General features: G+C 61.8%; 22 protein-coding genes. 11 read left to right on the top strand and 11 right to left on the bottom strand.

Going from position 1 to position 24,444, the window contains the following annotated elements:
• Positions 1-3: 3 nt before the first annotated feature.
• Positions 4-1,359: an MATE family efflux transporter gene (locus tag K3758_RS12495; protein WP_259945435.1), complete on the bottom strand. Its 1,356-nt coding sequence runs from the start codon at positions 1,357-1,359 to the stop codon at positions 4-6.
• Positions 1,360-1,507: 148 nt separating this feature from the next.
• Between K3758_RS12495 and K3758_RS12500 the strand changes: the two genes are divergently transcribed.
• From K3758_RS12500 to K3758_RS12525, 6 genes are all read left to right on the top strand, one after another.
• Positions 1,508-2,395: an alpha/beta fold hydrolase gene (locus K3758_RS12500; RefSeq protein ID WP_259945437.1), complete on the top strand. Its 888-nt coding sequence runs from the start codon at positions 1,508-1,510 to the stop codon at positions 2,393-2,395.
• A 47-nt stretch (positions 2,396-2,442) separates the two neighbouring features.
• Positions 2,443-2,691 carry a hypothetical protein gene (locus K3758_RS12505; protein ID WP_259945439.1) on the top strand — a complete coding sequence of 83 codons (249 nt, stop codon included), beginning with the start codon at positions 2,443-2,445 and terminating at the stop codon, positions 2,689-2,691.
• Positions 2,688-3,065: a type II toxin-antitoxin system death-on-curing family toxin gene (locus tag K3758_RS12510; RefSeq protein ID WP_259945441.1), complete on the top strand. Its 378-nt coding sequence runs from the start codon at positions 2,688-2,690 to the stop codon at positions 3,063-3,065. The genes K3758_RS12505 and K3758_RS12510 overlap by 4 nt, the downstream gene beginning before the upstream one ends.
• A gap of 96 nt (positions 3,066-3,161) precedes the next feature.
• A complete protein-coding gene (gene parE, locus K3758_RS12515; protein WP_259945443.1) occupies positions 3,162-5,117 on the top strand; it encodes a DNA topoisomerase IV subunit B in 1,956 nt (651 codons plus the stop codon).
• The gene (locus K3758_RS12520) at positions 5,114-6,148 is read left to right on the top strand and encodes a hypothetical protein (protein ID WP_259945445.1); all 1,035 of its coding nucleotides are present in this window, start codon (positions 5,114-5,116) and stop codon (positions 6,146-6,148) included. The genes parE and K3758_RS12520 overlap by 4 nt, the downstream gene beginning before the upstream one ends.
• Positions 6,149-6,357: 209 nt before the next feature.
• The gene (locus K3758_RS12525; RefSeq protein WP_259945448.1) at positions 6,358-7,035 is read left to right on the top strand and encodes a hypothetical protein; all 678 of its coding nucleotides are present in this window, start codon (positions 6,358-6,360) and stop codon (positions 7,033-7,035) included.
• A gap of 12 nt (positions 7,036-7,047) precedes the next feature.
• Here K3758_RS12525 and K3758_RS12530 read toward each other — a convergent pair whose 3' ends face one another.
• From K3758_RS12530 to proS, 4 genes are read right to left on the bottom strand one after another with little or no spacing between them, the layout of a single operon-like run.
• Positions 7,048-7,731 (bottom strand): ABC transporter ATP-binding protein, encoded by a 684-nt coding sequence (locus K3758_RS12530; RefSeq protein WP_067625338.1) that lies wholly within the window; start codon positions 7,729-7,731, stop codon positions 7,048-7,050.
• Complete coding sequence (locus tag K3758_RS12535; RefSeq protein ID WP_259945453.1) at positions 7,724-9,019, bottom strand: lipoprotein-releasing ABC transporter permease subunit; 1,296 nt, start codon at positions 9,017-9,019, stop codon at positions 7,724-7,726. The genes K3758_RS12530 and K3758_RS12535 overlap by 8 nt, the downstream gene beginning before the upstream one ends.
• 54 nt (positions 9,020-9,073) lie before the next feature.
• Complete coding sequence (locus tag K3758_RS12540; protein ID WP_259945455.1) at positions 9,074-9,580, bottom strand: DUF2937 family protein; 507 nt, start codon at positions 9,578-9,580, stop codon at positions 9,074-9,076.
• Positions 9,581-9,588: 8 nt separating this feature from the next.
• Positions 9,589-10,929 (bottom strand): proline--tRNA ligase, encoded by a 1,341-nt coding sequence (gene proS, locus K3758_RS12545; RefSeq protein WP_067625347.1) that lies wholly within the window; start codon positions 10,927-10,929, stop codon positions 9,589-9,591.
• A gap of 244 nt (positions 10,930-11,173) precedes the next feature.
• Here proS and K3758_RS12550 point away from each other — a divergent pair, with 244 nt between their 5' ends.
• From K3758_RS12550 to K3758_RS12565, 4 genes are all read left to right on the top strand, one after another.
• Entirely contained in the window at positions 11,174-12,256 is a 1,083-nt protein-coding gene (locus K3758_RS12550) for an AI-2E family transporter (protein WP_067937490.1), read from the top strand.
• Between the two features lies 1 nt (position 12,257).
• Entirely contained in the window at positions 12,258-12,938 is a 681-nt protein-coding gene (locus tag K3758_RS12555) for an HdaA/DnaA family protein (protein WP_120351536.1), read from the top strand.
• A gap of 61 nt (positions 12,939-12,999) precedes the next feature.
• A complete protein-coding gene (locus tag K3758_RS12560) occupies positions 13,000-15,174 on the top strand; it encodes an RNA degradosome polyphosphate kinase (RefSeq protein ID WP_259945464.1) in 2,175 nt (724 codons plus the stop codon).
• Positions 15,175-15,258: 84 nt separating this feature from the next.
• Positions 15,259-16,842: a Ppx/GppA family phosphatase gene (locus tag K3758_RS12565; RefSeq protein ID WP_259945466.1), complete on the top strand. Its 1,584-nt coding sequence runs from the start codon at positions 15,259-15,261 to the stop codon at positions 16,840-16,842.
• 6 nt (positions 16,843-16,848) lie between these two features.
• On the opposite strand, the gene K3758_RS12570 is transcribed toward K3758_RS12565, so the two are convergent.
• The 5 genes from K3758_RS12570 to scpA form a co-directional block, all read right to left on the bottom strand.
• Positions 16,849-17,214: a hypothetical protein gene (locus K3758_RS12570; protein ID WP_259945468.1), complete on the bottom strand. Its 366-nt coding sequence runs from the start codon at positions 17,212-17,214 to the stop codon at positions 16,849-16,851.
• A gap of 77 nt (positions 17,215-17,291) precedes the next feature.
• On the bottom strand, positions 17,292-18,293 hold the full coding sequence (locus K3758_RS12575) for an endonuclease/exonuclease/phosphatase family protein (protein WP_259945470.1): 1,002 nt from the start codon (positions 18,291-18,293) through the stop codon (positions 17,292-17,294).
• Positions 18,293-18,973: a molecular chaperone DjiA gene (locus tag K3758_RS12580; protein WP_120351538.1), complete on the bottom strand. Its 681-nt coding sequence runs from the start codon at positions 18,971-18,973 to the stop codon at positions 18,293-18,295. Before K3758_RS12580 ends, K3758_RS12575 begins: the two co-directional genes overlap by 1 nt.
• 51 nt (positions 18,974-19,024) lie before the next feature.
• A complete protein-coding gene (locus tag K3758_RS12585; protein WP_259950088.1) occupies positions 19,025-19,546 on the bottom strand; it encodes a GNAT family N-acetyltransferase in 522 nt (173 codons plus the stop codon).
• Complete coding sequence (scpA, locus tag K3758_RS12590) at positions 19,546-21,687, bottom strand: methylmalonyl-CoA mutase (RefSeq protein ID WP_259945473.1); 2,142 nt, start codon at positions 21,685-21,687, stop codon at positions 19,546-19,548. The genes K3758_RS12585 and scpA overlap by 1 nt, the downstream gene beginning before the upstream one ends.
• 165 nt (positions 21,688-21,852) lie before the next feature.
• Here scpA and K3758_RS12595 point away from each other — a divergent pair, with 165 nt between their 5' ends.
• On the top strand, positions 21,853-22,308 hold the full coding sequence (locus K3758_RS12595; RefSeq protein WP_259945476.1) for a DUF4174 domain-containing protein: 456 nt from the start codon (positions 21,853-21,855) through the stop codon (positions 22,306-22,308).
• Positions 22,309-22,350: 42 nt separating this feature from the next.
• Here the strand turns inward: K3758_RS12595 and K3758_RS12600 are convergent, their stop codons facing one another.
• Entirely contained in the window at positions 22,351-24,396 is a 2,046-nt protein-coding gene (locus K3758_RS12600; protein ID WP_259945478.1) for an acetyl/propionyl/methylcrotonyl-CoA carboxylase subunit alpha, read from the bottom strand.
• Positions 24,397-24,444: the final 48 nt, after the last annotated feature.

The raw sequence follows: 24,444 nt of genomic DNA on the forward strand, positions 1-24,444 counted from the left end.
GAGTTACCCGGCCAGTGACTTGACCGTGACGCCCCAGAACCGCGCGTTGAGCAGCAGCCCCGCAACGCCCAGCCCCGCCACCAGACCGGCCCAAATGCCCATCGCTCCGAACCCCAGCGTGAAGCCAAGGAAATAGGAGCAGGGCATGCCGACCACCCAATAGCTAATCGCGGCCATCACCATCGGGATCTTGGTATCCTGCACCCCGCGCAACAGACCGAGCGCCACAACCTGCGCCCCGTCGACCAGTTGAAACAGTGCGGCCATCACCAACAGCCCAGTGCCAATGGCAAGGATTTCAACCCGCGCAGGCTCGTCCTCTTGCATGAAAACCGAGATCAACGGCTCAGGCCAGCCCACAAAACCGACCATGGTGATCAGGGCAAAGACCAGCGACAGGACCGTGACAATCACCGCGCCGCGCTTCATATGCGGCACGTCGCGGCGGCCATAGGCATTGCCCGCGCGGATCGTGGCGACATTGCTCAGCCCCAGATGCACCATGAAGGTCAGAGAGGCGAGCTGGATCGCAATCCCATGCGCCGCCAGCGGGATCGTCCCGAGCCAGCCCATCATCAACGACGAGGCCGCAAACAGACCGACTTCGCTCAGCGTCGTCAAACCAATCGGCAGGCCCAGCGTAAAGACCCGCACCAGCATCTGCGTATCGACCCGCCACAGCCGCACGAACAGGCTGTGCTGCGGCAGGGCGATCAGCACGTAGATCACCACCCCGATGAGAGAGACGAACTGTGTCGTGACCGAAGCCACCGCCGCGCCCATCACGCCAAGCTCAGGTGCGCCCCAGTTGCCAAAGATCAGCGCGTAGTTCGCCATCGCATTGATCACGGCAGCCAGCAGGGTGATCCACAGCACGACCTGCGTCCGCTCCAAGGCGGCAAGGTAGGATTTCAGCACCATCACCAGCAGCGCGGGCACAATCCCCCAGCCCGCGACTTTGAGGTAATCGCCCGCCGTATCGGCAAGGTTGGGCCCCTGCCCCAACAGGTCCAGCACTGCAGGCGACCAGATCATCGCGGGCAGCGCGATCATCGCAAAACCCACCGACAGCCACAGCCCCATGCGGGTGGCGCGGCGCAGGCCAATCTCATCATCCTCGGCGTCATAGGCGGCCACCAGCGGCATCACCGCCATGGCAAAGCCCGAACCGAAGATGAATAGCACGAAGAAATAGGTACTGCCCAGCACCACCGCCGCCAGCGCCTCGACCGAATACCAGCCCAGCATGACCGTATCGGTCACCCCGATGGCCATCTGTGCCAGATGTCCGCCGATCAGCGGCAAGCCAAGCGTCAGGATCGCCCGGACGTGATTGCGGTTGGTCATTACTTTGGTCATGGGCAAGCCTTACGCCGAGGCTGGGCAAAGGGAAAGTCCGGTTTTTACGCTCTGTCATAGGGTTGCGGGGCTTTGTTGCCCTGATTTTGCCATGAATTCCTTGCGTCTGCGGCCCTGAGCGGCAAAGCTGATGGCAGGAGGGCTCGCGATGGAACCAACACGGACCGAAACCCGCCGCGTGAACGGTCAGGAGATTTTCATACGCCATTGGGGCGATGAAAGCCTTCCGCCGCTGCTCATGCTCCATGGCTTTCCCGAATATGGGGGCGCATGGCGCGATCTGGCCCCGCTGCTTTGCCAGCACTTTCACTGCATCGCCCCCGACCAGCGCGGCTATGGCCAAAGCAGTGCGCCCGAAGGGATCGAACCCTACGCGATGGCGCATCTTATGGCCGATATGGCCGCGTTGATCGGCGACAGGCCGGTGACAGTTTTGGCGCATGACTGGGGCGCTTCGGTGGGCTACGCATTGGCGATGTTCCGGCCCGAGTTGGTGGCCCGGCTGATCATTCTCAACGGCGTGCATCCCGTGCCTTTTCAGCGTGCCATGGCCGCAGGCGGTGCACAGTCGCGCGCCTCGCAATATATCAACGCGCTGCGCGCCGAAGGCAGCGCGGTGAGGCTGGCCAAAGACGACTTCGCCGGGCTGCTAAAGCTCTTTTCGGCGCATATGGACCTGAGTTGGCTGACGGCAGAGCGGCTTGAGGATTACCGCGCGGAATGGGGGCGTCCGGGGCGGCTGAGGGCAATGATCAACTGGTATCGCGCCTCCCCCCTGCAGGTTGCGGCCCCCGGCAAACCCCTGCGCGACCTGCCAGAATTCCCGGTTGAACGTTTGCGCGTGAACTGCCCGCATCTGCTGATCTGGGGCGCCGAGGATACCGCCCTTTTGCCCGAAGCCACCGCGGGGCTGGAAACCTTCGCGCCAGACCTTACCCGGATTGAGATAGAAGGCGCGGACCACTGGTTGCACCACCAAAAACCGTCGTTTGTGGCAAAGGCGATCCTTGATTGGTGCGGGACGCGGCCCTTGTAAAATGCACAACCAAATGTATATTGAGATGTGCATTCAGGAGCCACGCCATGACCCGCATCCATACCAACCACATCGCCACCATGACCGAAATGCGCGAACCCCATAAGGTATTGGAACGCTCCGGTGGCAAACCCGTGGCGGTGATGAAGAACTCACGCTGTGTGGGGTATTTCGTACCGGCTGAGGCGACCCTGCAGGAGGAGCCGCGCGTGGCCACGCTGGATGAGGTGATGGAGAGCATTGCCCGCAGAAAGCACATCAACCAGCCGATTCTGGACTATCTCAAAGATAAATGACCTATGTGCTGCTTTCACCTGACCTCGTCGTCAGGATCCACGATTCCGCGTTAAACCCCGGCGAGCTAGCCGGCATGGCCTTGGACAAATCACTCGAAGGAGCGCTGGCACGGGTCGACAACCGACTGGTCTACGGCATGATCGAAGATGTCTTTGACCTCGCTGCGGCTTATTGCGTGGCGGTTGCCACTGGGCATGTCTTTAACGACGCGAACAAGCGAACCGCGCATCTCGTTCTCGATATCTGTCTTGATCTCAATGGGGTGCAACTTGACCACGACACCGTCGAGGCAGGCGACCTGATCCGCGAAGTGGCCCAAGGCCGCATCGACGAAGAGACCCTTGCTGATTGGCTGCGCGCCAAAGCCAGCTGACCGGGTTAAATCCGCCCGACAAGACAAACCCGCGATTGCCCCCGGCGCGCGGGGCTGTCAAAATGACCCCCACCCACAAACAAAGAGCAGGCCCGCATGACCGATCTTCTTTCCGGCCAGGAACCCACCGAATACGATGCCTCCTCCATCGAAGTGCTGGAGGGGCTGGAGCCTGTCCGCAAGCGCCCTGGCATGTATATCGGCGGCACAGATGAACGCGCCCTGCACCACCTCGTGGCCGAAGTGCTCGACAACTCGATGGACGAAGCGGTGGCGGGCCATGCCAACCGGATCGAGGTGGAGCTGAACGCCGATTATTCGGTCACCATCCGCGACAACGGCCGCGGCATCCCGATTGACCCGCACCCGAAGTTTCCCGACAAATCCGCGCTTGAAGTGATCCTCTGCACGCTGCACGCGGGCGGCAAGTTCTCGGGCAAAGCCTATCAGACCTCGGGCGGTCTGCACGGGGTTGGTGCATCCGTGGTTAACGCGCTGTCGGATTCGATGGTGGTGCAGGTCGCGCGCAACCGCGAACTGTTCGAACAACGCTTCTCCCGCGGGATCCCGCAAGGCCCGGTGGAGAAGATCGGCGCGGCGCCCAACCGGCGCGGCACCACGGTGACTTTCCACGCGGATGAGCAGATTTTCGGCGCCCACCGTTTCAAACCCGCCCGCTTGCTCAAGATGGTCCGGTCCAAAGCCTATCTGTTCTCCGGCGTCGAAATCCGCTGGAAATCTGAGATTGAAGACGGCGACACGCCGATGGAGGCGACTTTTCACTTCCCCGGCGGTCTGGCTGATTACCTGCGCGAAACACTTGGAAAATCAACCACCTATGCCGAAAACCCCTTTGCCGGAACGGTCGAGTTCCAAGAGCGCTTTGGCGTGCCGGGCAAGGTCGAATGGGCGATCAACTGGACGCCCGCGCGCGACGGCTTCATCCAGTCCTACTGTAACACCGTCCCCACGCCCGAGGGCGGCACCCATGAGGGCGGCTTTTGGGCTGCGATCCTCAAGGGCATCCGCGCTTACGGCGAGCTTGCGAACAACCGCAAGGCCAAGGACATCACCCGCGACGACCTGATCACCGGGGGCTGCGCGCTGGTATCCTGCTTTATCCGCGAGCCAGAATTCGTCGGCCAGACCAAGGACCGTCTGGCCACAACCGAGGCCGCGCGTCTGGTTGAGAACGCCGTGCGCGACCACTTTGATAACTGGCTGGCGGCGGATACCAAATCCGCTGGCGCGATCCTCGATTTCCTCGTCCTGCGCGCCGAGGAACGGATGCGCCGCAAGCAGGAGAAGGAAACCGCCCGTAAATCCGCCACCAAGAAGCTGCGTCTGCCCGGCAAGCTGACCGACTGCACCAGCAAGACCCGCGAAGGCACCGAGTTGTTCATCGTCGAGGGCGACTCGGCGGGCGGCTCTGGCAAGGGCGCGCGCAACCGTAATACGCAGGCGCTGCTGCCGCTGAAGGGTAAAATCCTGAACGTGCTGGGCGCGGCCTCGAGCAAGCTCACGACCAACGCCGAGATCAACGACCTTTGCGAAGCGCTTGGCGTTGGCATGGGCACGAAATTCAACCTCGACGATCTGCGCTATGACAAGATCATCATCATGACCGACGCCGACGTCGACGGCGCGCATATCGCGTCCTTGTTGATGACGTTTTTCTTCACCCAAATGCGCCCGCTGATCGACGCGGGGCATCTGTATCTCGCCTGCCCGCCGCTGTTCCGCCTGACGCAGGGGGCGAAACGGGTCTATTGCCTTGATGAGGCAGAGAAAAACATGTGGTTGGAGAAGGGTCTCGGCGGCAAAGGCAAGATCGACGTGAGCCGTTTTAAGGGTCTGGGCGAGATGGACGCGAAGGACCTTAAAGAGACCACGATGGACCCTGCAACCCGCAAGCTGATCCGCGTGACCGTGGACGAGGATGTGCCGGGCGAGACCGGGGATCTGGTGGAGCGGCTGATGGGCAAGAAGCCGGAGATGCGGTTTGCGTATATTCAGCAGAACGCGCAGTTTGTGGAGGAGTTGGATGTTTGAGTAGCGTTAATAAGCGCAATAAGCTAGGTCAAATCGTAGATACTATCTTTGATGATGTTCGCAACAATGCTGTCGGTTCTGCCGTTATCTCATGTGTGCGTTTGGCTCGCCTTACTAGTGACTACCACAGCTTGGCTTTCTTCGTTTTTCTGCAGGAAAGCACGCACGAAGAGGCTCATAGAACTATCCAAAACGAGATAGGTCATTTAGCAAAGGACTTTATTAAGTATGTGACTGAAACCGCGCATGATCGTTCGCTCAGTATTTTCAAAATTCTTGATAGTGAAGCCGACGAGAACTTTACCCGTGGTAACCTTCTGTATGTGCGGGCAAATCATATCGACAACGAAATTCAGTCCATCGATATGACAATTGACTCTCTCACCGTCCCTAATGGGATTGGCGAGTTTGACACCGCAATGTTCTATAAGGAGAATGCGGGGCCACGCTTTATTTTCATACGAAAGCGGGGCATCTTATTGAGAATTCGGTCCAATATACTGACAGCCTGCCACAACTATGCTTCGCAAATTGAACGTTCTCTACAGGCGGATACAACTGCGATAGAAATGCTTGGCAGTACTGTGCAACGTGTAACAACGTTCCTCTTAGAACATGCGCCCACTGCTTCCCCGATGTACCTAGCAGCATTTTCTTACCTAGAGGCCAATACCTCTGAAGGAAATGCAGCGTCAGTTTTGCAGATCCGAAGGCTTTTGAAAGAGACAGCTGATGCTATTTCTCCTCCTAACTCAATGAACGGACTTTCAGAAGACAAGTATCTTAACCGACTTGCTTACTTTGTCGAAAAGAAGCTTAGCGGCCCAGTAAAAACGTTTTCGCTTGAAGCAAAAACTATTGAAGAACTTCTCAGGCATACCAATTCGAATGCTTCAAAAGGAGTGCATTCGAATATGAGTATCGCAGAAGCCAAGCGCGTCCTATTCTTAGCGACATTCCTACTAGATTTCATAGTCGAGGTGCATGAGACTGATTGTACGACAGGAAGAACTTTCACTAATACCTCATAACACCAGCCACATCTGTTCCGTATCCCATGCGCCTTTGGCGCATAGCCCCTTCATGTGCTGCGCACGTTCGCGGCAGAGCCGCTATCCCCAGGGGGAAGGGGTTTCCACAGAACGACAGGTCGGGACCGCACCAGCAGTTACCCGCAGCGTCAGCACCCAGCCCCAACTTCCCCCTTGATCCGCCGCCCACACCAGTCCTAACTCCCCCCATGATCCGCGCGCTCCTCCTTCTCCTCCTCCTCACCGCCTGCGGTCGTCCGCTGACCGACAACGAGCGCGCCTATCTCTCCACCATCCACGGCACCTCTGTCGACTACGACCGCGTCCGCCTGCACGACGGTGCCCCGACCCGCGCCGTGACCTTCACCCGCAAACCGCGCCCGCGCACCACCTGCCGGGAGTTAATCCTACCGCCGCAGGAGGGCGACACCGTCACCTCCAAACCCGCCGCCGTGGCGCTGTGGAACAATCTGCTTTTCGACAAGGATTGGTACCTCGAAGACTACCTCCCCGATCATCCCGACCGCATCGGCCTGATCGCCGCGATGCTGCTCGCGCATGAGATCACCCATGTCTGGCAATGGCAGAACCGCAAGCTCACCGGTTACTCACCACTGCGCGCGGCCTCAGAGCAGTTCACCAGCCCCGATCCCTATCTTTTCGAGGTCGACACGCAGCCGCGCTTCCTTGATTTCGGCTATGAGCAGCAGGGATCAATCGTTGAGGAATTCGTCTGCTGTCGCGCGCTCGACCCGCAGGCGCCGCGCACCAAGCGGTTGCACACGATGCTGTCCGAGGTCATGCCCGTCGCCCCCCTGCCCCAGAGCCGCCCCTATGACGTGGGCCTGCCTTGGGACGGGGTCGAGCTTGAGAATATCTGCAGGTAAAATCGTCCCGGCTCAGACTGGCACCAGCTGCCCGGCCTCAAGCCGGATCTGCCGGTCCATGCGGGCGGCCAGTTCGAGGTTATGCGTGGCAATCACCGCCGAAAGCCCCGTGCCGCGCACCAGCGCCATCAGCGCCGCAAACACCTGATCCGAGGTCGAGGGGTCGAGGTTGCCCGTGGGCTCGTCCGCCAGCAGCAGACGCGGCGCATTGGCCAGCGCGCGGCAAAAGGCCACCCGCTGCTGCTCACCGCCCGACATGGCAGCGGGGCGGTGGTCGGCCCGCTCGGCGATGCCGACCTGCGCCAAGAGATCACGCGCCCGCGCCTCGGCCACCTTGCGGGCCACGCCATTGGCAAGCTGCGGCAGCACGATGTTTTCCAGCGCGGTGAATTCGGGCAGCAGGTGGTGGAATTGATAGATAAATCCCACATCCGCCCGGCGCACCCCGGTGCGCTTGCGGTCGCTCTGGCCGGTCAGGTCATCGCCCGCGATCTCCACCGTGCCGCTGTCAGCCGTGTCCAGCAGCCCCGCAATGTGCAGCAGCGTCGACTTGCCCGCACCCGAAGGGGCGACCAGTGCCACGACTTCACCGGGGGCGACCGTCAGGTCAATGCCGCGCAGCACCTGCACCTCGTTGGGCGCGCCGGGGTTATAGGCTTTGGAGATGCCGGTCAGGCGCAGGACGGGATCATTCATAGCGCAGGGCCTCCACAGGGTTCATCCGCGCCGCGCGGCGGGCGGGGAAAATCGTCACGACAAAGCTCAGCCCGAGCGACAGCCCCACGGCAGAGAGCACATCGCCCAGTTGCAGTTTCGCGGGTAGGAAGTAGATGCCGCGGATCGAGGCATCCCAAGCATTGCCGCCGCTGAGGTAGTTCACGAAGGCGAAAATCTGGTCGACGTAGATCGCAAAGAGCACGCCCAGCACCACGCCCGCGGCGGTGCCGATGATCCCCGTGAACGCGCCGCAGATAAAGAACACCCGCAGCACCGAGCCCTCAGACAGCCCCATGGTGCGCAGGATGCCGATGTCGCGGCCCTTGTTCTTGACCAGCATGATCAGCCCCGAAACGATGTTCATCGCGGCGATCAACACCAGCACCGAAAGGATCACGAACATCACCCGGTCCTCGATATCCAGCGCCGACAGGAACGAGCCGGACGCATCGCGCCATGTCCAGACCTGCGCCCGGTCGCCCGCCGCCTGCATCAGCGCCGACGCCATGGCGTCAACGCTCTCGGGGTCTTCGACCATAACCTCCAACTCATCCGCGACGCCCTCGCGGTTGAAAAAGCTCTGCGCCTCGGCGATCGGCAGGTAAACACGTGTCTTATCAATATCATAGCGCCCGGCAGAGAAGATATAGACGACCTCATAGCCGTTCACCCGCGGGCTGGTGCCAAAGGCGGTTTTCACCCCATTGGGCGAGATTAGCTTGATCGTGTCACCGACCTGCACGCCCAAGCTCTGCGCCACGCCGCTGCCGATGGCGATGCCTTCCTCAAACCGGCCAATGTCGCCGAAAGAGCGTTCGGAAGGCTGGATGCCGGGGATGGTCATCAGATCATCAGACGCGATGCCAAAGACCTCAACGCCTGCGTTGGATTGCCGCCGGTTCGCCATGACCTGCTGGCGCACCAAGGGGGCCACGCGGGTCACGCCGGGCACTTTTGCGACCTCGGCAGCCATCTCGGTGTAGTTGGCGATAGTGCGGTCGATCTGGCCGGTCTCTTGCACCTCGCCCATCGTGTAGACCGTGACATGCGCGTTGGCGCCAAGGATCGTGTCGACGAATTCTGCCCGAAAACCCGAGCGGACCGACAGCGTGGCAATCAGCGCGAAGACCGCGAGCGTGATGCCGATCAGGCTGATCCATGTCATCACGCTCACCCCGCCCTCGGCGCGGCGGGCGCGCAGGTAGCGCCAAGCGATCATCCATTCAAAGGCCGCGAATGGGGCGGTGCGTGTGGGTTTGCTGGCCATGCGGGAGGGCTCCGGTCTGAGGTGCGCGCAACCTGAGGCTTTGCCCCAGAAGGGTCAAGAACGCAATGCCCGGCGGCGGCGGAAGCGCGCGGGCCATGTGGGCAGCCAGAGAAGCAGTCGCGCGAAGGCTGTCCCGACGATGAAGCCTACGGTGGCGAAGATCAGTTCGGCACGGCTGCGCGGCGCGGTGGGCGAAAACATCTGCGCGGTTGCGCGCAACGCTCCTGTATCAGGCGCGCGCAGCAGGTAATAACTGCGCAAGAACGGACCCGCGGTTTGCAGTCGCGGCAATTGCGCCTCAAGCGCCGCGTGACGTTCGATGTTTTCGATCAGTTCAATACGGCGACGTTCTAGCAGAGCCGACCCACGCAGCCGGACAAGTGCGGCCTCTCGGTCAATCCCGGCGGCGCGGGCGGCAGCGTCGAAATGCGCCACAACGCCGGAGAGCGTCCGCTCTGCGGCCTCTAGCTCAAACACATAGGCCCGGGAAAACCCCGGGCCTTGCGCGGCAATCCCTGCCCCTATGATCCCACCGGCCAATATCAGCGCCCGCAGGATCATCGGCGACCTCAGGCAATACCGGCGTAGATTTTCGCCAGCTTTTCGACCGCCTGTTCGGGCGGCAGCTCTTCGCTTTCACCCGTACGGCGGCTGGTGAGTTCGACCACGCCGTTTTTCAACCCGCGCGGACCGACGGTAATGCGCCACGGCAGGCCGATCAGGTCCATCGTCGCAAATTTCATACCCGCCCCGCCTTTGCGGTCGTCATAAAGCGGATCGAGGCCCAGCGCCTTGAGGCTCTTATAAAGCGCATCACAGGCAGCATCGGCTTCATCGTCGCCTTGTTTGAGGTTCACGATCCCGGCGTGGAAGGGCGTCACGCCCTCAGGCCAGATGATGCCCTTGTCGTCATGGCTCGCCTCAATGATCGCGCCCAGCAGACGGCTGACGCCGATGCCGTGGCTGCCCATATGCACCGGCACCTGCTTGCCGTCGGGGCCTTGCACTTTGGCATTCATCGCGTCGGAATATTTCGTGCCGAAGTAGAAGATTTGCCCCACTTCGATGCCGCGCGCGGTGCGCTGGCGGTCTTCGGGCACTTTGGCGAAAAGCTCGGGGTCGTGGGTTTCGTCCGTGCGGGCATAGCGCGAGGTGAATTCATCCAACACGGCGCGGCAAGCGTCGTGATCGCTGGGATCAATTTCGCGGTCGCCAAAGGTCAGATCGGTGATCTCGCTGTCATAGAAAACCTCCGACTCGCCCGTCTCGGCCAGCACGAGGAATTCATGTGTGTCATCGCCGCCGATGGGGCCAGAGTCGGCGCGCATCGGGATCGCCTGCAAGCCCATCCGCTCATAGGTGCGCAGATAGCTGACCAGATGGCGGTTGTAAGCGTGCAGCGCGTCTTCTTTCGTGAGGTCGAAGTTATAGCCATCTTTCATCAGGAACTCGCGGCCCCGCATCACGCCGAAACGCGGACGGATCTCGTCGCGGAACTTCCATTGGATGTGATAGAGCGTCAGCGGCAGGTCTTTGTAAGAGCCGACATGGCTGCGGAAGATGTCGGTGATCATCTCTTCGTTGGTAGGACCGTAGAGCATGTCGCGATCCTGCCTGTCGCGGATGCGCAGCATTTCGGGGCCGTAGGCGTCATAACGGCCCGATTCCTTCCACAGATCCGCCGATTGCAGCGTCGGCATCAGCATCGGAATATGGCCCACGCGCTGCTGCTCTTGGTGCACGATCTCTTCGACCTTGCGCAGCACCTTGTAGCCCAACGGCAGCCAAGAATAGATCCCCGCGCTGGATTGCTTGATCATCCCCGCCCGCAGCATCAACCGGTGGCTGACGATCTGCGCCTCGGCAGGGTTTTCCTTCAGCACGGGCAGAAAATATTGGGACAGACGCATGGTGTTTCCTCATTGAGCGAATTGCCCCCTGACTAGTGCATGTCAGGAGGCGAGACAATCACATCGCACGGCAGCGCGAGAGCTTAGCCGCCCGCGGCGCACCGCGCCCATCTCTCAAGCGGCCTGTGCAGAACGAACAGCGTGCTGCTGCGATGGCCACCCGATCTCCCCCAAGTCAAGCAGCCAAGACTTGAAACGAAACGCCACATGGGCGATGTGAGACCATTCCCTGCCGGAGAGCATCATGGCCCTGCCAATCCGAGACCAATTGAAATACTGGGGCATCGCTGCGGCGGTGTTCATGGTGGCATTGTGGTTCATGGGCGACGTGCTGCTGCCCTTCCTGCTCGGCGGGGCGATTGCCTATTTCCTTGATCCGGTGGCCGACCGGCTGGAGCGTCTGGGGCTGAGCCGTGTGATGGCCACCGCGCTGATCACCGTGGCGGCTCTTTTGATCTTCGTGCTGATGGCGCTTTTGGTCATCCCGACGCTGGTGAACCAAACCGTCAACCTGATCGAGACCGCGCCCAAGGTCACTCGCAATTTCACCGATTTCATCACCGACCGTTTCCCCTCGCTGTTGGACGACGATTCGACGCTGCGCACCTCGCTGACCACCTTGGGCACGACGATCCAAGAACGCGGTGGTGAACTGTTCCAAACCGCACTGGCCTCCTTTGCCTCGCTGATCAACATCCTGCTCTTGTTCGTCATCGTGCCCGTGGTCGCCGTCTACCTGCTGCTCGACTGGGACCGCATGGTTGCCGCCATTGACCGGCTGCTGCCGCGCGACCATGCGCCGACGATCCGGCAATTGGCGCGGGAGATCGACGCGACGCTCGCCTCTTTCGTGCGTGGCATGGGCACGGTCTGCCTGATCCTTGGCACCTATTACGCCGTGGCGCTGATGCTGGTAGGGCTACAGTTCGGCCTCGTCGTCGGTTTCGTGGCCGGTTTGGTCACTTTCATCCCTTACCTTGGCGCATTGATCGGTGGGGCGCTGGCGATCGGGCTGGCGCTGTTCCAATTCTGGGGCGATTGGGTGTCGATCGGGCTGGTGGCGGGCATCTTTGTGCTGGGCCAGATCGTCGAGGGCAATCTGCTGACACCAAAACTCGTCGGCAACTCAGTCGGGCTGCACCCTGTCTGGCTGCTGCTGGCGCTGTCGGTCTTCGGCACGCTTTTCGGCTTCGTCGGCCTGCTGGTCGCGGTGCCCGTGGCCGCCGCCATCGGGGTGATCGCGCGTTTCGCCACGGCGCGCTACCGTGAAAGCGTGCTCTACAAAGGCCGCGAGCCTGAAACGACCGTCGACGAGGACATTCGCTGACATGGCCCACCAACTCGGGTTGAACCTGCCCAGCCGGACGGCTCTGGGCCGCGACGCTTTTTTTGTCGCCCCCTCCAACGCCATGGCGATGGCGATGATCGACGGCTGGCGCGGTTGGGCGGGCGGCAAGCTGGCGCTGACCGGGCCGCAAGGCTCGGGCAAGACGCATCTGACGCATGTTTGGGCGGACTTGTCGGGCGCCCGCATCATCAGTGCTGCCGACCTGCTGGAGGCCGACATTCCCGCCCTCGCCCGCGGCCCCCTCGCCGTCGAAGATGTCCATCTGATCGCCGGGAACGCCGAAGCGCAAACGGCTCTGTTTCACCTGCACAACCTCGTGCTGGCCGAGGGTCAGGCGCTCTTGCTCACCGGCACCGGGCCGGTGGCCCATTGGGGGCTGACGCTGCCCGATCTGGTCAGCCGGATGCGTGGCGCCACGATGGTCGAAATGGAAGCACCCGATGACGCACTGCTTTCCGCACTGCTGGTCAAGCTTCTGGCCGACCGGCAGTTGACGCCGAAACCGGAGTTGATCAACTACCTGATGACCCGGATGGATCGTTCCTTTGCCGCCGCCATCGCGCTGGTCGACCGGCTGGATGCTGCCAGCCTCGCGCAGAAGCGCCCGTTGACCCGCGCACTGGCCGCGCAGGTGCTGGACATCGCCCCGCCCCGCGCGTGATACTGGAATAATTAACGCAAGCCTTCGCAAACCCGTTACATTCCAATGTCATGAGGCCCGCATGACCCAAGCTGATTTCCTGCAAGCGCCCTTTCCGCCCGCCACCGATCTGCCCGAGCTTGATACCGCCGGGCCGGGTCGTTTCTTTAATCGTGAGCTAAGCTGGCTCGACTTTAACTGGCGGGTGCTGGAAGAGGCCGAGAACCCGCGCGTGCCGCTGCTGGAACGGCTGCGCTTCCTATCGATCTCGGCCACCAATCTGGATGAGTTCTATACCGTGCGCGTGGCGGGGCTGCGCGAACTGGCCCAAGCGGGCAACACCACCGCCGCCGCCGATGGGCTGAGCCCCGGTGAGCAACTGGTGCTGATCAACGAAGACGCGCGCAACCTGATGATGTCCCAGCAGCGCGTGCTGGTTGACCTCATGGCCGAGATGGACGCGCAGAACATCATGCTGGAGCGCGCCGCCGACCTGACCGAGGCGGACCACAAGCATCTCGAAGGGGTCTTTCTCAACCAAGTCTTCGCCGTGCTGTCGCCGCTGGCGATCGACCCGGCACACCCCTTCCCCTTCATCCCCAACACCGGCTATGCGCTGGCGCTGCAACTGGAACGCAGCCGCGACAAACGCCCCCTGCAAGCGCTGCTGCCGATCCCCGGCCAGATCGACCGCTTCGTGCCCCTGCCCGCGCCCGACGGCTGCCTGCGCTACCTGCCGCTCGAAGACCTGCTGATCATCAACATCCCCAACCTCTTCCCCGGCTACAAACTCAAGGCGCATTTCGAATTCCGCGTGCTGCGCGACAGCGATCTTGAGGTCGAAGACGAGGCCGAAGACCTCGTGCGCGAGTTCGAAGTGGCCCTGAAACGCCGCCGCCGCGGTGAAGTCGTGCGTCTGACCCATTCCGCAGGGGCCCCGGAAAAGCTGAAATCCGTCGTCATGCGCGAGCTTTGCGTGCGGCCCCAAGACGTGATCGAAATCGAAGGCATGTTGGGCATCGCCGATCTGTCGAAACTGGTAACCGACGCCCGGCCCGACCTTCTGTGGCCGCAGTTCACACCGCGCGTGCCCGAGCGCGTCAGCGACCACGATGGCGATATGTTCGCCGCGATCCGGCAAAAAGACATGCTGCTGCACCACCCGTATGAGACCTTTGACATGGTGGTGCGCTTCCTTGCCCAAGCGGCGCGCGACCCGGATGTGGTGGCAATCAAACAGACGCTTTACCGCACCTCGCGCGACAGCCCGATTGTCAGCGCGCTCTGCGAGGCTGCCGAGGATGGTAAATCCGTCACCGCCTTGGTTGAACTGAAAGCCCGCTTTGATGAGGCCGCCAATATCCGCCAGTCACGCCGCTTGGAACGCGCGGGCGCGCATGTGGTCTATGGCTTTCTCGACCTCAAGACCCACGCCAAGATCTCGACCGTGGTACGCCGCGAAGGCGATCAACTGGTAACCTATACCCACTACGGCACCGGCAACTACCACCCGATCACCGCGCGGATCTATACGGATCTGTCGCTTTTCACCTGCGACTCGAGCCTTGGGCGCGATGCCACGAAAGTCTTCAACTTCCTGTCGGGCTATGCCCCGCCTGAGCAGTTGGAAAACCTCGCCATTTCCCCCACCACGCTCAAGCCGCGCCTGCTTGAGATGATCGCCACCGAGGCTGACCATGCCCGCGCCGGGCGGCCTGCCGTGATTTGGGCCAAGATGAACGCCCTGATCGACGCCGAGGTGATCGACGCGCTTTATGATGCCAGCCAAGCGGGGGTGGAAATCAGCCTTGTCATTCGCGGCATCTGCGGGCTGCGGCCCGGCGTTAAGGGGCTGTCGGACAACATTCGCGTCAAATCCATCATTGGCCGTTTTCTGGAACACAGCCGCATTGTCTGCGTCGGCAACGGCCACGGGCTGCCGCATAAAAAAGCGCGGGTTTTCATGTCTTCCGCCGACTGGATGGGCCGCAACCTCAACCGCCGGGTCGAGACTTTGGTCGAGATCGAGAACCCGACCGTCAAGGCACAGATCACCAGCCAGATCATGGCCGCCAATCTGGCTGACGTGGCGCAAAGCTGGGTCATGGGGCCGGATGGCAAATTCACCCGGCCCGCCGTGCCGGAGGGGACGTTCGCGTTTAACTGCCACCGCTTCTTTATGGAAAACCCCTCGCTCTCGGGGCGCGGCAGCGCGGGGGCGTCGGATGTGCCCAAGCTGACCCATACCGAGGATTGACCTATGGAGAGGTCCGTTAGCAATTGACCTCACCGCGCCCCTGCGCCAATTATCCCTTCAAACGGATGGCCCGCAGGAGCATTGATGGCAGACCAGACCGACCCTTCCCGAGCCGCACCCGTCCCTGAGACTGGCGTGGCGGAACTGGGCCTTTTCGCCAAACCCTTGTTTCAGGATCCGGGCGCGCGCGCGCTGGCGCGGGTGGGCGTGGTGGATGTGGGCTCGAACTCTGTTCGCCTTGTGGTGTTCGACGGCGCGGCACGCTCTCCGGCCTATTTCTATAACGAAAAGATCATGTGCGCCTTGGGCGCTGGCATGTCTGAGACGGGCCATTTGTCCCCCGAAGGCCGCGCCCGTGCCCTCTCGGCGCTGCGCCGGTTCAGCAAACTGGCCGATGGCATGGGCCTGTCGGAACTCACCGTCGTCGCCACCGCAGCGGTGCGCGATGCCAGCGATGGGCGCGAGTTCTGCGCCGATGTGCTGCGCGAAACCGGCCTGCGCATCTGGGTGATCGACGGCGAGGAAGAGGCCCGGCTTTCGGCCCAAGGGGTGCTGCTGGGCTGGCCCGGCGCTTACGGCCTTGTCTGCGACATCGGCGGCTCGTCGATGGAACTGGCGGAAATCTCTGGTGGGCGCGTCGGGCGGCGGGTGACCTCGCAACTCGGGCCGCTGAAGCTGCGCGATCTCAAGGGCGGGGCCAAGGGGCGGCACGCCCATATCAAAGAGGTTATTACCGCGCTTCAGGAAAAAATGGGCAGCCAGCGTGACCGGCTGTTTCTTGTGGGCGGCTCATGGCGGGCGATTGCGCGGATCGACATGTACCGCCGCGGCTATCCGCTGCATGTGCTGCATGAATACCGCATGACCGTCACCTCGGTCCGCGAGACGGTGAAATTCATCCAAGCTTCTGATCTTGAAGAACTGCGCAACGCCTGCAACGTCTCCTCCAGCCGGATGTCGCTGGTGCCCTACGCCGCTGAGGTGCTGAGCCGTCTGGTCAAAACCTTCCGTCCCAAAGACATCGCCATTTCCAGCTACGGCATCCGCGAAGGCATGCTCTATGAGCAGATGCCGCAGCGCCTGCGCGACCGTGATCCGCTGATCGAAGCCTGTTATTTCGCCGAAGCCAAAGACGCGCGGATGCCCGGCTTTGGTAAGGTGCTCTATAACTTCATCCTGCCGCTCTACCGCTCTGCCCCGCATGCGCGCAGGCGGTTGGTCAAAGCGGCCTGCCTCCTGCATGACGTCAGCTGGCGCGCGCATCCCGACTACCGGGCCGAGACCTGTTTTGACAACGCCACCCGCGCCAACCTTGGCGGGCTCAAACACGCTGAGCGGATTTATCTGGGGCTGGCACTGCTGCACCGATACTCCAACAAACGGGAAAACACCCGGTTCGAAGACCTCTATGAGATGGTCGACGAGAAGACCCGGTTGGAAGCGGAGATACTCGGCAAGGCCATGCGCTTTGGTGCGATGCTGTGGATGGACAAGGGCGAACAGCGCGGCGAATTGCGCTGGTTCCCCAAGAAAAAGCAGTTGGAACTGTGGCTCACCCCCGACATGGTGCCGCTTTTCGGTGAGGTCGCAGAGGCGCGGCTGAACTCGCTCGCCAAATCGCTTGACGCCGAAGTCCATGTGCGCACCGGCAAACGCCCGCCGAAATAGGCCGCGTTACAGGTCGATCTGGGGGGCAGGCTCGGTCGGCGTGTCTGGTGGCATCATCGGATGATCCGGCTTGCGGCGAATGATGATATCGCCGTTGGGCTGCATCTCGGGCGCTTGGTATGCGCTCCAGTCCTCGACCTCATCCAGCAGTTCCGTCAGCTTCGGCCCCATCTCGCGCGCAAAATCGCGCAGGGCGGGGCGCATGGCTTCGCTAAAGCCTTCGAAACCCTCCATGACCGGGCCCATTTCATCCATGATCCCGTCCATGAACATCTGCGCGCCGCGCTCCATCAAGCCGAGGCCGCGTTCTTCGGTGTCCTCCTGCGCGTGGGCCGCAAGCGGTAGCATCGTGCAAAGGGCGATAAGGGGCATGAAACGTGTCATGCAATTGATGTAGGCGGCGCGTTCGGGATTTCTAGTCTTCTGCCGATGCACGGGCACAAGCCCGCCTAAAGGTCGACATCCAGCGTGACCGGGAAGTGATCCGACGCCGCAAGAAGCGCATCGCGCAGGGCCACATTTTGCCAGCAAGCGGGGTCATCCATCGGGTGCCAAATCCGCCAGCGGGCATCGCGGGCACAGATTTGCGGGCTGACCATGATGTAATCCAACAGCGCCTGAAGGTAACGTTCCTCTGGTGCGATCCAAAACCGCGCGCTGGTAGGCGCGGCCCCCAACCGTCGGCTAAGCGCCTGTTTTGCATGCGGGTCAAAGAGCGCTGCCGCCCCCTCCCCCAGCACAATCTCAACCGACGACCGGCCAAACAGGCTTTCGAATTCATCCAGCCCCGGCCCGTCGTTCAAATCACCCATCACCATCACGGGCCGATCTGCCGCCAGATGCGTATCGATCCGCCGCCTGAGCCAGATCGCTTGCGCCAATTGCTTGCGCCGGTTGGCGATGGCGATGCGCAGCACATCGGCCTCCGACTTGGCCCCATGGGGCGCTTTGGATTTCAGGTGCGCGCCGATCATCTGAAAGTCAAAGCCGGACTTCGTGGTCACCTCCAACTCAAGCGGCGGTTTGGAGAAGACCACGGCGTCTTCGGTCGCGTCTACGTCAAGATCAATCCGCAACGTCTGGTCAAAGCGCGGGGCACCTGCTGCCGACTGCGGCACATGGCGGGCGGTGAGCGTATCGGGGTCATAGAGCAGAGCAATCTCTTGCTCTGTATCGTTGGAAAACCCCATGACGGCCTCCCGCGTGCGCAGGGAAAACCGCGCGGCGAAATGCTTTAACGCTGCCACGGTGGACTGCCGCCGCCCGTGGTTCGGCGCTTCAATCACCATCACCGCATCAGCATCCAGCGCACTGAAAACCAGCCCCAAAGCCGCCGCCTGCTGCGCACGGGTCACCTGATAGCGCGAAGACCATTCACCGTCGTCGTAGAGCTGATTGTCATCGTCAAAAAGGCTCGCGAACCACTCAACATTGTAGGTCGCGATGCGCATCAAGCGTGTTTGCCCGAGATCGTTTCCCACGCGCGGTTGATGTCGATCATGCGTTTCTCGGCCATTTTGATGGCCTCTTGCGGCAAGCCACGCGCCACCAACGCATCGGGGTGGTTCTCCCGCACCAGCCGCCGCCATGCCTTACGGGCTTCTTCGAGCGTGGCATGGGGGCCGATGCCCAGAACCGTGCGCGGCAAGGGCGAGCTGTCGGGCACGAACCGCGCTTTGAGCGAGGCAAAGGCCTCCTCTCCCATGCCAAAGATCGCGGCGACATCTTCGAGAAAGGCGTTTTCATTCGGGTGATAGACGCCATCGGCCATGGCAATGTGAAACAGCCCCTCCATCAGATCATGCAGCATCTCGGGCTGGTCGTTGAACATGCTGGCGATGCGTTTGGCGTATTCCTCAAACCCGGTGACATCCTGCCGCGCAAGGTTAAAGACCCGCGCAGCGCCGTCCTGATCCCCTTCCGCAATTTGGAAGACCTCGCGAAAGGCCGTTACCTCATCGCGGGTCACCAGCCCATCGGCCTTGGCCATCTTCGCGCCCAAGGCGATGACTGCTATGGTAAAGGCGACCGAGCGTTCAGGCGGGCTGCGCAGACGGTCAAAGACAGCCGACAGCCCCTCGCCCGCGGTGAGGGCTGACAAAGCTTCGGAAATGCGCGTCCAGATCGACATGGGCTGACCCTTTGGTATTCGGCCCCAGCTTAACCGCTGGCACCGGGGAAGTCAGGATGCTGACAGGGTTTTTTGCATCAAGATCAGATCAAGCCATTGCCCGTGTTTGCGCCCGACTTCGGGCATCCGGCCCACCTGCGCAAAGCCCAGTTTTTCATGGAAAGTCACAGCCCCCGGATTGGCGCTGCTGATCGCGGCAACCATCACATGATGGCCCTGCCCCGCAGCCGCCTCCCCCGCCCGCGTCATCAAGCCGCGGCCCAGTCCCTGCCCCTGTGCCGCGTCCGCCATCACGATGCTATGTTCGACCGTCGCGCCGTAGCCCGGCCCGCCGCGAAAGCTGCCGTAGGTGACAAAACCCATGACTTGCCCTGCGTCTTCGGCCACCCAAAAGGCCTCGGCGCGGGTGGCGATCAGCGCGGTAATATCCTCTGCCGTCTTTTCGTCGGTGGTAAAGGTCGACAGGCTGTCGCGGATCATGCCGTTCCATAGGCCCGCCACGGCAGCGGCATCGCGCCGCTCTGCGTGGCGGAACGCGCGGCCCGTTTGGACCGCGCCGGTTTCAGCCTGCATCACTTCCGGGTCTCGCGGATCAGCTTGAGGATATCCTGCGCAGCCGTCGGGATATTCGTCCCCGGGCCAAAGATCGCCTTGACGCCCGCGTCCTCCAAGAACTTGTAATCCTGTTGCGGAATGACCCCGCCACAGATCACCAGAATATCTTCTGCCCCCGCATCTTTAAGCGCCTGAATAAGCTGCGGTGCCAATGTCTTATGCCCCGCCGCTTGGCTGGAGATGCCGACGACATGCACGTCGTTGTCCACCGCGTCCTGCGCCGCTTCGGCAGGGGTCTGGAACAGCGGGCCAACGTCCACGTCAAAGCCGATGTCGGCAAAAGCCGTGGCGATCACCTTGGCCCCGCGGTCGTGCCCATCTTGGCCCATTTTGACCACCAGCATGCGCGGGCGGCGGCCCTCGGCCTCGGCGAACTCGTCGACCGTTTTCTGGATGTCGGCAAAGCCCGCGTCGCCCTCATAGGCCGCGCCATAGACGCCAGAAAGCGTTTTGACCTCGGCCCGGTGCCGCCCGAATTCTTTTTCCATCGCCATGCTGATCTCTCCCACTGTGGCGCGCGCGCGGGCAGCTTCGACCGCCGCGTCGAGCAGGTTGCCGCCCTCGGCGGACCGCCGTGTCAGTTCCGCCAAGGCGGCAGTGCAGGCGTCCTCGTCCCGCTCGGCCCGGATACGCTCCAGCCGCGCCACCTGACCAGCGCGGACCTTGACGTTGTCGACATCCAAGATGTCGATCGGCTCTTCCTTGTCGCGGCGGTATTTGTTCACGCCGACGATCACCTCGGTGCCGCGGTCGATGCCCGCCTGACGCTGCGCCGCGGCTTCCTCGATACGCAGTTTCGGCATGCCAGAGGCCACGGCCTTGGTCATGCCGCCCATCTCTTCGACTTCTTCGATCAGCTGCCACGCGGCCTCGGCCAGATCGGCGGTCAGCTTTTCGACGTAGTAGCTGCCCGCGAGCGGATCGACGACGTTAGTGATGCCGGTCTCTTCCTGCAGGATCAGCTGGGTGTTGCGGGCGATACGGGCGGAGTGTTCCGTGGGCAGGCCAATGGCCTCGTCCAGCGAGTTGGTGTGCAGCGACTGGGTGCCGCCCAGCACCGCCGAAAGCGCCTCATAGGCCGTGCGCACCACGTTGTTATAGGGGTCCTGTTCGGCAAGGCTTACGCCCGACGTCTGGCAATGGGTCCGCAGCATCGATGACTTGGGGTTCTTTGGCTCAAATTCCGCCATGACCCGCGACCAAAGCAGGCGCGCGGCGCGCAGCTTGGCGGCTTCCATGAAGAAGTTCATGCCGATGGCAAAGAAGAAGCTCAGGCGCGGCGCAAAACGGTCCACATCCATGCCCGCTGCAATCGCCGTGCGCACATATTCGCGCCCATCGGCGATGGTAAAGGCCAGCTCCTGCACCAGGTTCGCGCCCGCCTCTTGCATGTGGTAGCCCGAGATCGAAATCGAGTTGAACTTGGGCATATGATCCGAGGTATATTCGATGATGTCCCCGATGATCCGCATCGACGGTTCCGGCGGATAGACATAGGTGTTGCGCACCATGAATTCCTTGAGGATGTCGTTCTGGATCGTGCCCGAAAGCTTGGCGCGGTCATGGCCCTGCTCTTCGCCCGCGACGATGAAATTGGCGAGGATCGGGATCACCGCGCCGTTCATCGTCATGGAGACCGAGACCTGATCGAGCGGAATACCGTCGAAGAGAATTTTCATATCCTCGACCGAGTCGATGGCCACACCGGCCTTGCCGACATCGCCCTCGACCCGCGGGTGGTCGCTGTCATAGCCCCGGTGCGTTGCCAGATCAAAGGCCACCGAAACACCCTGCTGCCCGGCGGCCAGCGCGCGGCGGTAAAAGGCGTTGGATTCCTCAGCCGTCGAAAAACCTGCATATTGCCGGATCGTCCAAGGACGGCCCGCATACATCGTCGCCTTCACGCCGCGCGTAAACGGCGCTTCGCCGGGAATGCTGCCGAGATGGTCCAGCCCGTCCACGTCGTCGGCGGTATAGAGCGGTTGTACGTCGATCCCCTCCAACGTCTTCCACGTCAGATCATCAAGGCTGCGTCCGCGCAATTCGCCCGTGGCCAGTTCCTGCCAGCGTGTCTTGGCGTCCTTTTGGTCGGATGTCATATGCTTGTCCTTCTCCCTTAACGCCGGGCGGCAGGCATGGGCCTGCGCATCACCGGCGGCTGAATTGTCACGGGGCGCGCCCTTACAGGGATAAATGCCCCCTGCGGCGCTTTGCCCTTCGCAAAATGGTACAGGCCCCCTATATCTGAAGGGACAGGAGCCTTGATGAAACGTTTGATCTCACTAGTTTTTGCAGGATTGATCGCCAGCACAGCGATTGCCCAAGGGGCCGATACCCCGATGGAGGATCCGCTGTTCCTGCCCGCCGATATGGCCGATCTCAGCGCCTTCCAATGGAAAAAGCGGCCCGTTCTGGTCTTTGCCAATTCCGAGAACGATCCGGCATATGTCGCGCAGATGGAATACCTCCGCGACCGCGAGGAAGAGTTGCGCCTGCGCGATGTGGTGGTGCTGACCGATACCGACCCTGCCGCGCGCAGCGCGCTCAGGCTGCGAATGCGCCCGCGGGGCTTCATGCTGGTGCTGGTCGACAAGGAAGGCCAAATCGAGCTGCGCAAACCCTTTCCATGGGACGTGCGCGAGATCACCCGCAGCATCGACAAGATGCCGCTGCGCCAGCGTGAAATCAGAGAGGCAAAGGAGCGCGACGTCAGCCGTTGATGCCCCGCGCCCTGCCCGCCCTGATCGCCAGCGCATCGCACCCTATTCGAACTCCATGATGACATCGTCCACCGCAAGGCTGTCGCCCGCGCCAGCGTTGACCTTGCTCACCACGCCCTTCTTCTCGGCGCGCAGGATGTTCTCCATTTTCATCGCCTCAATGGTGCAGAGCGCTTGGCCCTCTTGGACCTCATCGCCCACTTCGACGTCGAGTTTCACCACCAGACCCGGCATCGGGCAGAGCAGCATCTTGGAGGTGTCGGGTGGCAGCTTCTCGGGCATGAGGGCCGCCAGTTCCGCCTGACGCGGAGTGCGGACATGCACCTTGAGATCCGCGCCGCGGGTGCGGATGCGGAAGCCGCCAGAGATTTTGCCAACCTTCAGCACCAAAGGCGCGCCATCGACAGTCATTTCGGCCAGTTGGTCGCCCGGTGTCCAATCGCCGCTGACGCGCATTTCGCCGCCGTCGCCAAAGGCCACCGTCGCCCCTTCGGGATCGGCCTTGGTGACCACGTCGAAACTCTCGCCCTGCAGCTTTACGTTCCAATCGCTGCCGACTTTGCGCTCGTGGTTGTCCATCCGGCCCGAGACACGGGCGCGGCGAATTTCGCCTACGCGGTGCATCGCAGCGCAGGCCGCAGTGATGCGGCGCAGCTCGCCCTCAGGCAGGGTCACACCCTCGAAACCTTCGGGATATTCCTCGGCGATGAAAGCGGTGGTCATCTCGCCCGAGACGAATTTCGGGTGATCCATCACGGCAGAGAGAAACGGCAGGTTATGCCCGATGCCCTCAACCTCGAAACTGTCGAGCGCGACGCGCATCTTCTCAATCGCCTCTTCGCGGGTCGGGGCCCATGTGCAAAGCTTGGCGATCATCGGGTCGTAATACATCGAGATTTCGCCGCCCTCAAAGACGCCGGTATCGTTGCGCACAGCCATCTCGCCGCTCGGTGCATCGCCCTGCCAAGTGCCCTGCTCCAGCAGCGGCCCGGCGGCCACTTCCTGCGGCGGGCGGTAGCGGGTCAGACGGCCAATGGAGGGCAGGAAACCACGGTAAGGGTCTTCGGCGTAGAGCCGGTTTTCGATGGCCCAGCCTATCAGGGTCACGTCATCTTGTGTGATCGACAGTTTCTCGCCATTGGCCACGCGGATCATCTGCTCGACCAGATCAACACCGGTGATCAGTTCGGTGACCGGGTGTTCCACCTGAAGGCGGGTGTTCATCTCAAGGAAGTAGAAGTTCTTGTCGCCATCAACGATGAATTCCACCGTGCCCGCGCTGGTGTAGCCCACGGCCTGCGCCAGAGCGACAGCCTGCTCGCCCATCGCCTTTCGGGTCTCTTCGTCAAGGAAGGGGCTCGGTGCCTCTTCGACGACCTTTTGGTTGCGGCGCTGGATCGAACACTCCCGCTCGCCCAGATAGATACCATTGCCATGCGCGTCGCAGAGCACCTGAATTTCAATGTGGCGGGGCTGGGTGACGAATTTCTCGATGAAAATCCGATCATCCCCAAAGGAGTTTGCCGCTTCGTTCTTGGACGATTGGAAACCTTCGCGGGCCTCTTCGTCGTTCCATGCGATACGCATGCCCTTGCCGCCGCCGCCAGCCGAGGCTTTGAGCATCACCGGGTAGCCGATCTCGTTCGAGATTTTCACGGCCTCTTCTGCGTCTTCGATCAGACCCATATAGCCCGGTACGGTCGAGACACCCGCTTCCTGCGCGATCTTTTTGGAGGTGATCTTATCGCCCATCTTTTCAATGGCGCCAACGGGCGGGCCGACGAAAGCCACGCCAACAGCGTCAAGCGCCTCGGCAAACTTGCTGTTTTCGCTGAGAAAACCATAGCCCGGATGGACCGCCTGCGCGCCGGATTGCTTCACGGCCTCCATCACCTTGTCGATGACGATATAGGACTGGTTCGCGGGGGGCGGGCCGATGTGAATGGCCTCATCCGCCATTTCCACATGCAGCGCCTGCGCATCCGCATCGGAATAGATCGCCACGGTGGTCAGACCCATCTTTTTGGCGGTCTTGATCACGCGGCAGGCGATTTCGCCCCGGTTGGCAATGAGGATCTTGTCAAACATCAGCAGTTCCTTTGACGGTAACAGGCCACGCAAAATGCCGCGTCAGCC

Source organism: Sulfitobacter sp. W002, from assembly GCF_025142135.1.
Taxonomy (GTDB): Bacteria; Pseudomonadota; Alphaproteobacteria; order Rhodobacterales; family Rhodobacteraceae; genus Sulfitobacter; species Sulfitobacter profundi.

Coding starts and splice junctions, on each gene's coding strand:
- K3758_RS12540 (WP_259945455.1), bottom strand. CDS start 9,580: ATGATCCTGCGGGCGCTGATATTGGCCGGTGGGATCATAGGGGCAGGG.
- K3758_RS12510 (WP_259945441.1), top strand. CDS start 2,688: ATGACCTATGTGCTGCTTTCACCTGACCTCGTCGTCAGGATCCACGAT.
- K3758_RS12565 (WP_259945466.1), top strand. CDS start 15,259: ATGGCAGACCAGACCGACCCTTCCCGAGCCGCACCCGTCCCTGAGACT.
- K3758_RS12595 (WP_259945476.1), top strand. CDS start 21,853: ATGAAACGTTTGATCTCACTAGTTTTTGCAGGATTGATCGCCAGCACA.
- K3758_RS12600 (WP_259945478.1), bottom strand. CDS start 24,396: ATGTTTGACAAGATCCTCATTGCCAACCGGGGCGAAATCGCCTGCCGC.
- K3758_RS12555 (WP_120351536.1), top strand. CDS start 12,258: ATGGCCCACCAACTCGGGTTGAACCTGCCCAGCCGGACGGCTCTGGGC.
- parE (WP_259945443.1), top strand. CDS start 3,162: ATGACCGATCTTCTTTCCGGCCAGGAACCCACCGAATACGATGCCTCC.
- K3758_RS12580 (WP_120351538.1), bottom strand. CDS start 18,973: ATGTCGATCTGGACGCGCATTTCCGAAGCTTTGTCAGCCCTCACCGCG.
- K3758_RS12525 (WP_259945448.1), top strand. CDS start 6,358: ATGATCCGCGCGCTCCTCCTTCTCCTCCTCCTCACCGCCTGCGGTCGT.
- K3758_RS12530 (WP_067625338.1), bottom strand. CDS start 7,731: ATGAATGATCCCGTCCTGCGCCTGACCGGCATCTCCAAAGCCTATAAC.
- K3758_RS12535 (WP_259945453.1), bottom strand. CDS start 9,019: ATGGCCAGCAAACCCACACGCACCGCCCCATTCGCGGCCTTTGAATGG.
- K3758_RS12500 (WP_259945437.1), top strand. CDS start 1,508: ATGGAACCAACACGGACCGAAACCCGCCGCGTGAACGGTCAGGAGATT.
- K3758_RS12585 (WP_259950088.1), bottom strand. CDS start 19,546: ATGCAGGCTGAAACCGGCGCGGTCCAAACGGGCCGCGCGTTCCGCCAC.
- K3758_RS12570 (WP_259945468.1), bottom strand. CDS start 17,214: ATGCCCCTTATCGCCCTTTGCACGATGCTACCGCTTGCGGCCCACGCG.
- K3758_RS12505 (WP_259945439.1), top strand. CDS start 2,443: ATGACCCGCATCCATACCAACCACATCGCCACCATGACCGAAATGCGC.
- K3758_RS12495 (WP_259945435.1), bottom strand. CDS start 1,359: ATGACCAAAGTAATGACCAACCGCAATCACGTCCGGGCGATCCTGACG.
- scpA (WP_259945473.1), bottom strand. CDS start 21,687: ATGACATCCGACCAAAAGGACGCCAAGACACGCTGGCAGGAACTGGCC.
- K3758_RS12550 (WP_067937490.1), top strand. CDS start 11,174: ATGGCCCTGCCAATCCGAGACCAATTGAAATACTGGGGCATCGCTGCG.
- K3758_RS12575 (WP_259945470.1), bottom strand. CDS start 18,293: ATGCGCATCGCGACCTACAATGTTGAGTGGTTCGCGAGCCTTTTTGAC.
- proS (WP_067625347.1), bottom strand. CDS start 10,929: ATGCGTCTGTCCCAATATTTTCTGCCCGTGCTGAAGGAAAACCCTGCC.
- K3758_RS12560 (WP_259945464.1), top strand. CDS start 13,000: ATGACCCAAGCTGATTTCCTGCAAGCGCCCTTTCCGCCCGCCACCGAT.